13 protein-coding genes are annotated in these 13,012 nt (G+C 51.7%); 9 read left to right on the top strand and 4 right to left on the bottom strand.

The window, feature by feature from the left end; all coding sequences use genetic code 11:
* The first annotated feature begins 209 nt into the window (after nt 1-209).
* From glnA to BST81_RS14290, 3 genes are all read left to right on the top strand, one after another.
* The gene (gene glnA, locus BST81_RS14300) at nt 210-1,631 is read left to right on the top strand and encodes a type I glutamate--ammonia ligase (RefSeq protein ID WP_075599189.1); all 1,422 of its coding nucleotides are present in this window, start codon (nt 210-212) and stop codon (nt 1,629-1,631) included.
* A gap of 360 nt (nt 1,632-1,991) precedes the next feature.
* Entirely contained in the window at nt 1,992-4,604 is a 2,613-nt protein-coding gene (locus BST81_RS14295) for a M1 family metallopeptidase (protein WP_075599188.1), read from the top strand.
* An 85-nt stretch (nt 4,605-4,689) separates the two neighbouring features.
* A complete protein-coding gene (locus tag BST81_RS14290) occupies nt 4,690-5,835 on the top strand; it encodes an aminotransferase class V-fold PLP-dependent enzyme (protein WP_075599187.1) in 1,146 nt (381 codons plus the stop codon).
* Nucleotides 5,836-5,846: 11 nt separating this feature from the next.
* Here the strand turns inward: BST81_RS14290 and BST81_RS14285 are convergent, their stop codons facing one another.
* Nucleotides 5,847-6,791, bottom strand: coding sequence for a cation diffusion facilitator family transporter (locus BST81_RS14285; protein ID WP_075599186.1), 945 nt, complete (start codon nt 6,789-6,791; stop codon nt 5,847-5,849).
* A 53-nt stretch (nt 6,792-6,844) separates the two neighbouring features.
* Here BST81_RS14285 and BST81_RS14280 point away from each other — a divergent pair, with 53 nt between their 5' ends.
* Both BST81_RS14280 and BST81_RS14275 read left to right on the top strand, forming a co-directional pair.
* Entirely contained in the window at nt 6,845-7,195 is a 351-nt protein-coding gene (locus BST81_RS14280) for a hypothetical protein (RefSeq protein ID WP_075599185.1), read from the top strand.
* Between the two features lie 92 nt (nt 7,196-7,287).
* A complete protein-coding gene (locus BST81_RS14275) occupies nt 7,288-7,665 on the top strand; it encodes a hypothetical protein (protein ID WP_075599184.1) in 378 nt (125 codons plus the stop codon).
* Between the two features lie 318 nt (nt 7,666-7,983).
* On the opposite strand, the gene BST81_RS14270 is transcribed toward BST81_RS14275, so the two are convergent.
* Both BST81_RS14270 and pdxA read right to left on the bottom strand, forming a co-directional pair.
* Complete coding sequence (locus tag BST81_RS14270; RefSeq protein WP_075599183.1) at nt 7,984-8,205, bottom strand: DUF4327 family protein; 222 nt, start codon at nt 8,203-8,205, stop codon at nt 7,984-7,986.
* 360 nt (nt 8,206-8,565) lie between these two features.
* Nucleotides 8,566-9,624 carry a 4-hydroxythreonine-4-phosphate dehydrogenase PdxA gene (gene pdxA / locus BST81_RS14265; protein WP_083636873.1) on the bottom strand — a complete coding sequence of 353 codons (1,059 nt, stop codon included), beginning with the start codon at nt 9,622-9,624 and terminating at the stop codon, nt 8,566-8,568.
* Nucleotides 9,625-9,869: 245 nt separating this feature from the next.
* On the opposite strand from pdxA, the gene BST81_RS14260 reads away from it, so the two are divergent.
* From BST81_RS14260 to BST81_RS14245, 4 genes are all read left to right on the top strand, one after another.
* Nucleotides 9,870-9,971: a PetM family cytochrome b6-f complex subunit 7 gene (locus BST81_RS14260; RefSeq protein ID WP_075599181.1), complete on the top strand. Its 102-nt coding sequence runs from the start codon at nt 9,870-9,872 to the stop codon at nt 9,969-9,971.
* 96 nt (nt 9,972-10,067) lie between these two features.
* Nucleotides 10,068-11,036: an SDR family oxidoreductase gene (locus BST81_RS14255; RefSeq protein ID WP_075599180.1), complete on the top strand. Its 969-nt coding sequence runs from the start codon at nt 10,068-10,070 to the stop codon at nt 11,034-11,036.
* A gap of 23 nt (nt 11,037-11,059) precedes the next feature.
* Nucleotides 11,060-11,977, top strand: coding sequence for an NAD(+) kinase (locus BST81_RS14250; protein ID WP_075599179.1), 918 nt, complete (start codon nt 11,060-11,062; stop codon nt 11,975-11,977).
* 156 nt (nt 11,978-12,133) lie between these two features.
* The gene (locus BST81_RS14245) at nt 12,134-12,667 is read left to right on the top strand and encodes a response regulator transcription factor (RefSeq protein WP_075599178.1); all 534 of its coding nucleotides are present in this window, start codon (nt 12,134-12,136) and stop codon (nt 12,665-12,667) included.
* Here the strand turns inward: BST81_RS14245 and BST81_RS14240 are convergent.
* Nucleotides 12,646-13,012, bottom strand: a 367-nt coding sequence (locus BST81_RS14240; RefSeq protein WP_143780351.1) for a transposase, incomplete at its 5' end; no start/stop codon positions are given. The genes BST81_RS14245 and BST81_RS14240 overlap by 22 nt on opposite strands.

The following is a 13,012-nucleotide window of genomic DNA, read 5'->3' as shown; positions in this document are numbered from 1 at the left end:
TTGTAGTTATGGATACAAAACATCGCCTATCCTGTTCCTACCATTGTTCAGGTGCTTGAGAGTCACTGCTGTAAGAACTTATGGCGAGGCTCAGTGGTGGCCAACAGACTGAAATTCGCCTGGATTCAGACCACTGAAGTAACTATCACTGCAAGTTAAGTAACTGAAGGTTTTCCCTTCAGATCTGCCTAGAGATTAAGGAGTAATTCATGGCCGCGACCCCACAAGAGGTTTTGAAACGGATTCAAGATGAAAAGATCAAGATGATTGATCTGAAGTTTATTGATATGCCAGGTACCTGGCAGCACCTGACGGTGTACCACGATCAAATTGATGAGAGCAGCTTTGACAGTGGTGTTCCTTTCGATGGTTCCAGCATTCGGGGTTGGAAGGCAATTAACGAGTCGGATATGGCCATGGTGCTGGATCCGACAACGGCCTGGATTGATCCTTTCATGGCGGAGCCAACCCTTAGCATTATTTGTAGTATCAAGGAACCTCGGACTGGCGAACCTTACAACCGTTGTCCCCGTGTGATTGCGCAAAAGGCGATCGATTATTTGAACGCCACGGGTATCGGCGACACTGCCTACATTGGTCCAGAAGCTGAATTCTTTGTGTTTGAAGATGTGCGCTTCGACCAGGCTGAGAACAAAGGATTTTACTACGTTGATACGGTTGAAGGCCGTTGGAACTCTGGTCGGGAAGAAGCAGGTGGCAACCTAGGTTACAAACCCCGCTACAAAGAAGGTTATTTCCCAGTTGCTCCCACCGATACCCTGCAAGATATTCGGACTGAAATGTTGCTGACGATGGCAGCCTGTGGGGTACCGATCGAGAAGCATCACCATGAGGTGGCCACGGGTGGTCAGTGTGAACTGGGTTTCCGCTTTGCCAAGTTGGTCCAGGCCGCTGACTACCTGATGACCTATAAGTACTGCATCAAGAACGTAGCCAAGAAACATGGGAAAACGGTTACATTCATGCCCAAACCCCTGTTCAATGACAACGGTTCTGGGATGCACACCCACCAGTCCATCTGGAGAGATGGTCAACCCCTCTTCTGGGGCGATGGCTATGCCAACCTGAGTGAGACGGCTTTGTATTACATTGGTGGTCTGCTGAAGCATGCGCCAGCGCTATTGGCCCTAACCAACCCGACAACCAACTCTTACAAGCGTCTGGTTCCTGGCTTTGAGGCCCCGGTGAACCTGGCTTACTCCCAGGGTAACCGTTCCGCTTCCGTGCGGATTCCGTTGTCTGGAAGCAATCCTAAAGCGAAGCGCCTGGAATTCCGTTGTCCCGACGCAACCTCCAACCCCTACCTGGCCTTTGCTGCCATGCTCTGTGCGGGGATTGATGGGATTAAGAACAAAATTCATCCGGGTGAGCCTCTGGATGTGGACATCTACGATCTCAGCCCGGAAGAACTGGCGAAGGTTCCTTCCACACCGGGTTCCCTGATGGATGCCCTCAAGGCTCTGGAAGCGGATCACGAGTTCCTGACTGTGGGTGGCGTCTTCACTGAAGACTTCATCAACACCTGGATCAGCTACAAGCTGGACAATGAGGTGCTGCCGATGAGCCTGCGGCCCCATCCCTACGAGTTTGCTCTATACTACGACGTCTAATTGACATTAGCAGTGGGGATAGGGATCTATCCTATCCCTGATTCATTGAACCTCCACCTTGATTCCGACAAGTCATCCCCAGGGATGGCTTTTTTATTTGGGAGAAGGTTGGCGTAGCCCGTTATGGGCCATTATGCCCCGGTCGCTAAACAGGGAAGAATACGGTACCCTAATTTCCTCAGACAATCTTTAAACTTGTTTATAATTTAGGATTGGAGCAACTGCCATTTGATGAAGACTTGCTAATCCGTTCTGTGACAGTAGGGAGCGTTCCTTATCCCGTTCTGTGACAAAGATTTGCCGTCATCATTGATGAAATTGATATCACTCTTTTACTCCGTTAGACAGGGTTCTCTCCCAATGTTGCAATTTAATATTGATGCGGACAACAATGGGCATCGCTCTTTTGAGTTGCCTGGTGCCCGGCCTCACTACAATCCCGATCGTCCGGGCCAGGTGGAGCACATCTTTCTAGACCTGGCGCTTAATTTCTCGGACAAGAGCTATCAGGGGACTTGCTCCATTCGGCTCAATCCAGTGCGGAGTGGGATCACAACACTGACACTGGATGCGGTTAACTTACAGATTGAATCTGTTTTGATTCAGGATATGCCGCAGCCGTTTGATTATGACGGAGAGCAATTGCATATTCATCTGACCGAGCCGCTTCAGGCGGGTAAGCCTGTGATCTTGGTCATTCCTTACCGAGTTGATCAGCCCCAAAGAGGTCTCTATTTTGTCGGGCCGGATGCAGATTATCCTGATAAACCCGTTCAAGTTTGGACTCAAGGGGAAGACGAGGACTCACGCTACTGGTTTCCCTGCTTTGACTACCCGGGACAACTGGCCACCTCCGAAATTCGAGTCCGGGTTCCCCGACAATACCTGGCTGTTTCCAATGGTGAACTGCTGGAAACTCAGGTAGATGGGGGAGAAAAAATCTATCACTGGTCTCAGACTCAAGTTCATCCCACCTATCTGATGGCCCTGGCCGTGGGGGACTTTGCTGAGATCCAGGATGAGTGGAAGGGGAAGCCAGTAACCTACTACGTGGATAAGGGCCGGATGGAAAATGCCCGCCGCAGCATGGGTAAAACACCACGGATGATTGAGTATTTCAGCTCGGCTTTTGGCTATCCCTATCCTTTTCCCAAGTATGCCCAGGTCTGTGTGGATGACTTCATTTTCGGGGGCATGGAGAATACCTCTGCCACCCTGCTGACCGATCGTTGCCTGCTGGATGAGCGAGCGGCTCTGGATAACCGCAGCACCGAGAGTCTCGTGGCCCACGAACTCGCCCACCAGTGGTTCGGGGACCTGGTTGTGATTAAGCACTGGTCCCATGCCTGGTTGAAGGAAGGCATGGCCTCCTATTCGGAGGTGATGTGGACAGAAGAGGAATACGGGGTGGAAGAGGCTGCCTACTATCGCCTGAATGAAGCCCGCAACTATCTGAGCGAGGACAGTTCCCGCTATCGGCGTCCGATCGTCACCCATGTCTATCGGGAAGCGATCGAACTCTATGACCGGCACCTATATGAAAAGGGTGCCTGCGTCTACCACATGATTCGGGCCGAGTTGGGAGATGAATTCTTCTGGAAAGCCATTTCAACTTTCGTCAATGACAATGCGCATGGAACCGTGGAAACGGTAGATCTGCTGCGAGCGATCGAAAAAGCAACGGGTCGTAACCTGCTCTACCTGTTTGATCAATATGTGTTCCGAGGCGGACACCCCGACTACAAGGTTGGCTACTCCTGGGATGGAGACAGTAATCTGGCGAAAATCACTGTAACCCAGACCCATGCCAAAGAAGGGACCAACGGCAGTCGGAGTGATCTGTTTGACCTGAAAATTCCGATCGCCTTTGGCTATGTGCAATCGGATGCCGTGGGAGATGAGAATCACCAGCCTGAACTGAAATCCTTCACAGTCCGCATCCATGAGCGGGAACAGAGCTTTTATTTTCCGCTAGACAAAAAACCAGATTTCATCAGTTTCGACCAGGGCAATCACATTCTGAAGACAGTCACGCTGGACTATCCTGTTGCCGAACTGAAAGCCCAGCTGGCCCATGATCCCGATCCCCTGGCCCGAATTGTTGCCGCCGAAGCCCTGGGCAAGAAAGGAGGGCTGGAAGCCGTGAAAGCCTTGGCCCAAGCCTTGAAGCACGATCGGTTTTGGGGCGTGCGCGCAGAAGTGAGTCGTCAACTTGTGGAAGTGAAACTGGATCAATCCTTTACAGCCCTCGTTGCAGGTTTAAAAGATCCCGAAGCCAGGGTTCGTCGGGCCGTCGTAGAGAGTCTGGCAGCCATTAAAACCCATGAGAGTTACAAAGCCCTGAAACCCTTAGTGGAAGAGGGTGATCCCAGCTACTATGTGGAGGCAGCCGCAGCACGGGCGATCGGAGCCATTGCAGCTTCCACCTTAGGAGATAAGCCCAAGGAAGAGAAAGTACTCAAGCTCTTGAAACTGGTGCTCCAAGAGCGTGGAGGTTGGAATGAGATGGTGCGTTCGGGGGCGATCGGAGGTCTCAGTCAGATGAAAACCTCTGAGGCAGCCCTGAACCTGATTTTGGAATACACCCTGTTGGGTGTCCCTCAAGCCCTACGCTTAACGGCAATTCGCTCTCTGGGTGCAATTTCGATCGGCCAGAATAACGTCAATCTGGAACGTATTCTGGACCGGTTGAACGAGCTGTCCAAGGAAACCTTCTTCCTGGCCCAGGTGGCTGTCGTGATGGCTCTAGGCCAGATGGAAACGCCGAAAGCGATCCGGATTCTGCATTCCCTAGTAGACCAGACCCCTGATGGCCGAGTCCGCCGGATTGCAGAGGAAGCGATCCAGAAAGTCCAGAAGAGCGTTGGTTCCGATCAGGCTGTGAAGCAGTTGCGCGAGGAACTCGATCAGATCAAGAAAGAAAATCAGGAACTTCGTAGTCGTCTGGAAAGCCTGGAAGCCAAATCCAAGTAAGGACGTGATAAATCTGAAACTGCCTCGGAATGAACCGTGATAAATTGAACCGTGATAAATCGCGGTTCTACCGGGTCATAACGTCATGATGAATCGACCTATTTATCTGGATTGCCACGCGACAACTCCTATGGACGATCGGGTGCTCGAGACCATGCTGCCCTATTTTCGGGAACGGTTTGGCAATCCAGCCAGTGTCTCTCACCTGTATGGCTGGGAAGCAGAGGCAGCAGTGACTCAGGCCCGAGAGCAATTGGCAATCGCGATCGGGGCGGAACCAGAGGAAATTGTCTTCACCAGTGGCGCGACGGAAGCCAATAACCTGGCGATTAAAGGAGTCGCAGAAGCCTATTTCAACCAGGGACGACACATCATTACAGTGCAGACGGAACATAAGGCAGTGCTGGACCCCTGCCGCTATCTTCAGTCCTTGGGCTTCCGGGTAACGTTCCTGCCAGTGCAGGCAGATGGCCTGCTGGATCTGGCGGACCTGGAGCAGGCTTTCTGCCCGGATACGATCCTGGTGTCGGTGATGGCAGCCAACAACGAGATTGGGGTGTTGCAGCCCCTGGCTGAGATCGGAGCCCGCTGCCACGATCGGGGCGTGCTGTTTCACACGGATGCGGCCCAGGCGATCGGCAAGGTGCCTCTGGATGTGGCAACCCTGTCGATCGATCTGATGTCCCTGACAGCTCACAAGGTCTATGGGCCGAAGGGGATTGGAGCACTATACGTGCGGCGGCGCAATCCCAGGGTCCAGCTTGCGCCCCAACTCCATGGCGGGGGCCATGAGCGAGGGATGCGGTCGGGCACCCTCTACACCCCCCAAATTGTGGGCTTTGGCAAAGCGGTAGAACTGGCTCTGGTGGAGCGAGTGACGGAAACTCAACGGTTGACTGAATTGCGCGATCGCCTCTGGCAGCAGATCCGCCTGGATGGAGTGCGGCTGAATGGTCATCTGACTCGGCGGTTGCCGGGAAACCTGAATGTCAGTGTGGATGGGGTGGACGGACAGGCACTATTGCTGGGATTGCAACCGATCGTGGCGGTGTCTTCTGGCTCCGCCTGCACTTCAGCCAAGATGTCTCCGTCCCATGTGTTGAAAGCAATAGGATTGGCTGATGAGCTAGCCTATGCCTCGATTCGGTTTGGGATTGGCCGGTTGAATACAGGCCCGGAGATTGATCAGGTCGCGTCAGCCACAATTGCGACGATTCGATCGCTCCGCTAGAGCCATGGACATTAGCTCTCTTCCAGGGGAATATCAGGGTTACTCTGGCTGAAGCTGATCTGATCCGAGTAGTATCTCGGGGGTTCGACATGAATGACAATGCGGGCTGGTCCGTATTGTTCGAGCAACTGGGCTTCAATTTCTTCCGTAATCTGGTGGGAAGTTTCCACATCGGTGACATTGACAATCAGATGCATTTCAATGAAAACTTGCCGACCCACAACACCACGGGAGGCAATTTCATGACAGTTCAAAACCCCTTCCACTTTCATCGCAATGCTGTAGATAGCTTCTGGGGCGATCGCCATTTCATCCACTAACCAGGGTAAATTGTCCTGCAGTACAGACCAACCACTGGAAAACACCAGCAGGGCGACTGGGAACGCTAACCCGACATCCAACCATTGCAACCAGGGAAAGCGTGCTCCACCCATCCAGAAGGCGAGCAGGCCAGCCAGAACAGTGATGGTGACCCAGATATCACTCATCGTATGCTTGGCGTCTGCGATCAGAATAGCGTTACCGATTTTTTGCCCGATGTGACGCTCGTAGAAAGCAACAAAAATGTTAATGCCCAGAACAATGAGCAGTAGCCAGAGTTCCACCGCAGAAATTCGCAGTGGCTCTGTGGGAGGATATAAGATCCGCTCGATCGCCCCCGACAAAATTTCAAAACAGGCGATCCCCAAAAAGGCAGCAATTCCCAGGGCTCCGACCGCCTCATATTTTTGATGGCCATAGGGATGTTCCCGATCGGGCTCGGGGGAGGAAAAGCGGCTGGCAACAAGCCCCAGAATATTGTTGGCACTGTCCGTTACACTATGGAGGGCGTCAGAGAGCAGGCTTAAAGATCCGGTTAAAAACCCAACTACTGCTTTCAAGATCATGACCAACAGATTGAGCACCAGGGTAATGATCAGAACTCGACGAACAGTAGGGCGTTGATCAATGGTCACATTCGGTCCCTGCAACGGTACTATTAAGATTCAGAATATCAAGTTCCCCAGCCATGGTTTCTATTCCTCTGACTCTGAATTTAACGGAAGGGTCTGTTTCCTTCAGTTTCACCCCTGATGCGGCACAAGATCTGCAAACCGCAATTTCTGAACTCATGGAGCGTCTCAAAGCAGTCGCAGCCAAGGGAATTCCGGGTGGAGCAAAAGCCAACCCACAGCAGTCGATGGAGTATCGCTACCAGGGCGACGTTTTCCTGGAACTATTTTGCAACCCCAATATCTGGCCAACCCCCTTTGCCGCCAAGGTTTTAGTGACGCTCCGGGACGATCGAATTCGTCTGACCACTGAGACTGAACTCACCCGGATTCGGGAAGACCTGAACCATTATCTGGAACAGGTTTAGTGAATGAATGTTGCAGTTCGAATCCGGAGAGTAAAATCAGAGTAGATCGACTTCATTAAGTCCAAACTACTAAAGTAAGCAGAAGGGCAGCCATGAATTCTGACAATCTTTTTCAGCTCTTACAAAAAGGATTTCGTATCTCCCTGGGGGCCGCCGCTTCTGTAATTGAGACCTTACAGGATCCCCAAAAGCGGAACCAGGGCTTCACCCAGTTGTCTGAGCAATGGAGTCAATTATCGGAGGAATGGGCCACCAAAGGGGCAGCAACCGAGCAGGAAGCCCGCAATTTTGTTGATACTTTCTGGGCTCATAAACAGGAACAGCAGCGCTATCCTGCTTCGTCTCCATTGGGAGCAGATGGAGTTACTGTGAGAAATGGTAATCCTGATGCCCAGGTAGAATTAGAGGCATTAACCGCTCAGATTGCTGCCTTAAGGGCAGAAGTCGAACGGCTAAGGAATGAGAATTAAATAAAGTGTCAAACTCCTGATTGCCCTCACCCCCTGCCCCTCTCCCAAATTTGGGAGAGGGGCAGGGGGTGAGGGCTGAAGAACTCCAGGTTATTTAATTCCCGTTCCTAAGGGGAGAGGCGTAGAAAAGTCTCTTCGAAGCGAGAGGTTTAAAGCTGAAACTTTTTAGCCGCTCAAGTTGAAATCATGATTGGGAGGTCCGCTAACGCAGACTTCCCAATTTTAGTAACCCGGGGAGGGCTGAAGAACTCCAGGTTATTGAATCTAAGCTCCTGTAGGAGCCAGGGTGATCAGGAGCGAAACGGGTCAAACCTCGACTTAATCGTTTTCCCAATTTTCATGACTGATCAGGTCGCCAATGCGATCTCTGAGGAGAAAGTCACTTTTTTCTAGCTCAGATTCTACCCAACCCCACTCACGGGCTGGAATGTAGTTGCAGAGAACATAAATCGGTTGCTGGCGACTGACTACTCCTTTCTGAACAAGCTGACGGGCCTCATCCTGAATAACATCTAGGGAGTACTGGATAGATTGAATCATAACTCACCCCAAAGATAGGTCTGACTGTTGCTCTGATGATCGATTCCAAGAAAATTGATGCCGGAAGATTCAGAAATCTTATAGTTGAAACTGCTAAAGTCGCGAATGATGCGCAAGAATTGAACGCTAACTTGATATAGCTTGACTTTGTATTCGGCTATACTGAACATTTTCTATTTTCACGCTGCTCTCTTGATGATTATATTAATTTAGATTACAAAAGTCATTAAACTTTGACCCACTCTCCTTTTTTCTAACCTTTAGTTAATCTTCAGCGTTTGCTTGAATTCAAATGTCCCCAGGTAATGCAATCCCCTGGGGGCTGGAGACACCTGCATGCCTGGAGTGTTACTGGTGCAGTTACAGAGACCGCTTCCGCTTATTCGAGATCTCAATCGCAAATTGAATTGCGGCTCGCAAGCTGGTTGCATCGGCAATTCCCCGATCGACGATATCGAAAGCCGTTCCATGATCAGGAGAGGTACGGATAAACGGTAATCCAATCGAGGTATTGACCGCTCGATCGAAAGCGAGGAGCTTCACCGGGATGAGCCCCTGATCGTGGTATAGGGCGAGGTAGGCATCATGGGCAAGGGGGGCATGCGGTCCATACCAAGCCTGGCCGGGCTTGACCCAGAGAGTATCTGGTGGGATAGGGCCATCCAGGATCAGGTGGGGGAGGCGCAATCGGGTGTCCTGGAGCCAGGGGATGAGCCAATCCTGTTCCTCCCGGCCTAACTGACCCTGTTCACCGCTGTGGGGATTTAATCCAGCAATGGCGATGCTGGGACGGGTCAAACCAAAGTCCCGCTCCAGGCAATCTAGCAGCAGGTTCAGCTTGGTACTGAGCAATTCTGGACCCAACATACCAGGGACCTGGCACAGGGGAATATGGGTGGTGGCCAGCAAGGTCCTCAAGGTCAAGCCTGTGTGCGGCGATCGAGCCACGAAGAGCATGCCATATCGCGTCACCCCGGCCTGCTCTGCCAATAGTTCTGTTTGACCCGGATAGGGATGACCGGCGGCAGTCCAGGCTGCTTTGGAAATTGGTCCTGTGACAATACCATCGAATTGCCCGGCCAGGGTTTGCTGAATCGCGGTCATCAGGTAGATGAAACTGGCCTCGCCACTGGCGGCATTCCCCTGACCAGGCAAGATCGCCTGAACGATAGATGAATCTAATTCGATATCCAAAATCGAGAGTTGTGCCGGATCGACGATCGGGGCAGAGAGATGGGGGGCTTGGTGCAACCGCTGGTAAGAGGCTTCCAGGAGGCGACGACTTCCGACAACAGTGAGAGTGCAGCTAGCCCACAGGTCACGATCGGCCAGGGCTTTCAGAATCACTTCTGGGCCAATTCCGGCAGGATCGCCCAGGGTAACGGCCAGGTGAGGGGAGGATGGGGATATCTCCGGCATGTCTATCAGGGATCGCTTCTGGATTACAATGTCTTCGTTAGGAAAGGCCGTTGATGATCAGCTAAAGTCTCCTATGGCAGGATTCTGCTCCGGCGTCCTTATCTGTATTACACCAAAACAGAAATTTTGCTGGGGATGGAAGGGCCTGCTCCCCCTGTGGGGAACCGAGCCTTCACCTCGCAAGATTGATTGTTCCTAACCCTAGTCTGACGATAGTTTCTCCATATCCACTTGAGGTAGATCCAATGAGCGAAATGATGTCTGCAGCTATTCTGTCATCCACCCTGATTCTGGTTGGCCTGGGCATGGGGTTTGTGTTGCTGAAGATTCAAGGCGGCGAAGAGTAACAGAAACAGAAATGGAATTACACCGCTTTGAATGTGAGCGGACCGTAATTTCTGATAGACTTTTATAAAAGTTAACAATTCACTGTTACATTCCTGATGAGTTTATTAGTTGTGGGTGCCACTGGTACCCTCGGAAGACAGGTGACACGACGTGCCCTGGATGAGGGTTATCAAGTTCGTTGCCTGGTTAGAAGCCTTAAGAAAGCAGCTTTTTTGAAAGAGTGGGGGGCTGAGCTGATTCGGGGAGACCTGTGTGAGCCAGAAAGTTTACCCCCTGCTCTGGCCGGGATTAGTGCTGTGATTGATGCCGCAACGGCCCGTCCGACGGATTCCCTCAGCATTAAGCAGGTGGATTGGGAAGGCCAAGTCAATTTGATTCAAGCAGCCAAGACTGCTGGTGTCGAACGATTTGTCTTCTTTTCGATTCTGGATGCTGAGAAGTTTCCGGAGGTTCCCTTGATGGAAGTCAAGCGCTGTACAGAAGTCTTCCTGGCAGAATCTGGTCTGAATTACACGATCCTGCGCCCCTGTGGCTTTTTACAGGGGTTAATCAGTCAGTATGCCATTCCGATTCTGGAGCGGCAGGCGGTCTGGGTGATGGGTGAAACCTCTCCGATCGCCTATATGGATACCCAGGATATCGCCAAGTTTGCAGTGCGGGCGCTCTCCGTTCCTGCGACCGCAGGGAAGTCCTTCCCGGTTGTCGGTTCTCGGGCCTGGAGTAGCTATGAGATTATTCGCCTGTGCGAACGACTCTCAGGTCAGGAAGCGAAAATCACCCGGATGCCGATTAACCTGTTGCGAACAGTTCGGCGAACGGCCCGCTTTTTTAAATGGACCTGGAATGTGGCCGATCGTCTAGCCTTTACGGAGGTTTTGGCAACGGGTAACCCCCTCAATGCCCCCATGGAAGAGGTTTACCAGGTTTTCGGCCTGAATCCGCAAGAAACAACTACGCTGGAAGCTTATCTGCAGGATTACTTTGCCCGTATTCTTAAGAAATTGAAGGAACTGGACTACGAACAATCTGCTAAAAAGCAGTCGAAGAAAAAGTTTCCCTTCTAGCTCACGCAACCTGGACTTGAAGTGTGCCTAAAGCTGGCATTATTTACAACGATATTAAGCCTGCCGCATGTCGCGCTGCTAAGGAACTGGAGCAAAAGTTGACCCATGCTGGTTGGGAAGTCTGCCTGACCACAGGGATTGGTGGCATCCTGGGCTGTTCTGGGCCTGAAGGGCCTGTCTGTCATACCTCGATCGAGTATCTGGTTCCGTCGGGGTTTGATCAGGATATGACTTTTGCGGTAGCTCTAGGCGGAGACGGTACTGTGCTGGCTGCTTTTCGGCAGATCGCTCCGGCTGGGATACCGATACTAGCGATCAATACGGGGCACATGGGTTTTTTGACAGAAACCTATTTGAATCAGCTTCCCCAAGCGATTGAAAAGGTCATGGCCGGTCATTACGAGATTGAGGAACGGGTCATGTTATCCGTTCAGATTTTTCGGGAGAATACCCTGCTCTGGGAAGCCCTCTGTCTGAATGAGATGGTGATTCATCGGGAGCCCCTGACCAGCATGTGCCACTTTGAAATTCAAATTGGCCGCCATGCCACGGTGGATATTGCTGCCGATGGGCTGATCGTCTGTACCCCAACAGGCTCAACTGCCTATTCCCTTTCTGCGGGTGGCCCGGTGATTGCTCCGGGCGTGCCCGTGATGCAGCTTGTCCCGATCTGCCCCCACTCTCTGGCGTCCCGGGCGCTGGTCTTTCCAGATCAGGAATCGGTGATGATTTTTCCAGCCAATCCGACCCGGTTGGTGGTGACCGTAGATGGCAATGCAGCCTGCTTTGTGCTTCCAGATGATTATGTGCTGATTCGAAAGTCAGGATACTCAGCCCGGTTTATTCGGCTGCGGCCCCCAGAATTTTTCCATCTTCTGCGGGAGAAATTGGGTTGGGGGCTACCCCATATTGCCAAGCCTACGTCAGTAGAATTGCCCTAACCCATTGATGGCATGGACTCAGGACAACCCCAAAGGTTGTTCCTGTTTGTCCTGTCGCGATCGTTTTGGTGCATAGTCCCCAATTCGATCGCGATCGTGCTACAACAAAGAGGCGTGCAAGTATTTATACTCATCACCAGTGGATGAGCTTCTCCTATGAGTACAGGAACTCTCGAACAACTGCCCCGAGTTCTGGTGATCGAGCCGGACGAGTCGCTGGCTCAAAATGTCTATCTGGATCTGAAGGAGTCAGGCTACGATGCGGTACTGGCTCATGATGCCAATAGTGGGATTTCCCAGGTCCGTGAGGTGCAACCGGCGTTGATTGTGATCGATCGGATGCTGACCGGAGATTCTGGCCTCCGGTTATGCAATCAGCTCCGCAGTATGGGCACGCGGGTTCCCATGTTGTTGTTGATGTCACGAGACACGGTCGAGGATCGAGTTGCCTGTCTGGAAGCCGGTGCCGATGACTACTTCCTGAAGCCTTATCGGACGGACGAGTTCCTCAATCTGATTCGCCTGTATCTGCAACCCGATCCAGAGGGGACCCAACAGCTTCGGTTTGGTGATCTGGTGTTGGATCTTTCCACCCGGCAGGCGTTTCGGAGTGAGCGCGCGATCGAACTGACGATGAAAGAGTTTGAGTTGCTCAAATACAGCGTTTTTTATGCTGGTGAGGCACAGTAACAGCAATGAGAGAACCAGTTCCTTAAGTCGCTCGATGACACCTGGGAGAAAGCTTCATCAATAGCTTTGGCAAGTTCTGGATAACTGCGTGCCTTAATCGAACGCAGAATGCTCTTAATCTTTGAAAAGCAATTCTCGATAGGCGAAAAGTCTGGTGAGTAAGGGGGTAGGAAAATTAGCTTGGCTCCTGCATCCTCAATCAAATTTCTAACGTCTTCACCCAGATGAATAGAGCAGTTATCCAGGATGACACAGGCACCTTTCCATAACTTAGGCACAAGTTTCTGGGAAATAAAGGCTTCAAAGGTCAGTCCATCAGTTGACCCCATGAGATTGCAGTAAGTC

Source organism: Leptolyngbya sp. 'hensonii' (genome assembly GCF_001939115.1).
Classification (GTDB): domain Bacteria; phylum Cyanobacteriota; class Cyanobacteriia.
This window is presented reverse-complemented; position numbering and strand designations above follow the sequence as displayed.

Coding starts and splice junctions, on each gene's coding strand:
- BST81_RS14255 (WP_075599180.1), top strand. CDS start 10,068: ATGAGTTTATTAGTTGTGGGTGCCACTGGTACCCTCGGAAGACAGGTG.
- BST81_RS14245 (WP_075599178.1), top strand. CDS start 12,134: ATGAGTACAGGAACTCTCGAACAACTGCCCCGAGTTCTGGTGATCGAG.
- BST81_RS14275 (WP_075599184.1), top strand. CDS start 7,288: ATGAATTCTGACAATCTTTTTCAGCTCTTACAAAAAGGATTTCGTATC.
- BST81_RS14260 (WP_075599181.1), top strand. CDS start 9,870: ATGAGCGAAATGATGTCTGCAGCTATTCTGTCATCCACCCTGATTCTG.
- pdxA (WP_083636873.1), bottom strand. CDS start 9,624: ATGCCGGAGATATCCCCATCCTCCCCTCACCTGGCCGTTACCCTGGGC.
- glnA (WP_075599189.1), top strand. CDS start 210: ATGGCCGCGACCCCACAAGAGGTTTTGAAACGGATTCAAGATGAAAAG.
- BST81_RS14290 (WP_075599187.1), top strand. CDS start 4,690: ATGATGAATCGACCTATTTATCTGGATTGCCACGCGACAACTCCTATG.
- BST81_RS14270 (WP_075599183.1), bottom strand. CDS start 8,205: ATGATTCAATCTATCCAGTACTCCCTAGATGTTATTCAGGATGAGGCC.
- BST81_RS14280 (WP_075599185.1), top strand. CDS start 6,845: ATGGTTTCTATTCCTCTGACTCTGAATTTAACGGAAGGGTCTGTTTCC.
- BST81_RS14295 (WP_075599188.1), top strand. CDS start 1,992: ATGTTGCAATTTAATATTGATGCGGACAACAATGGGCATCGCTCTTTT.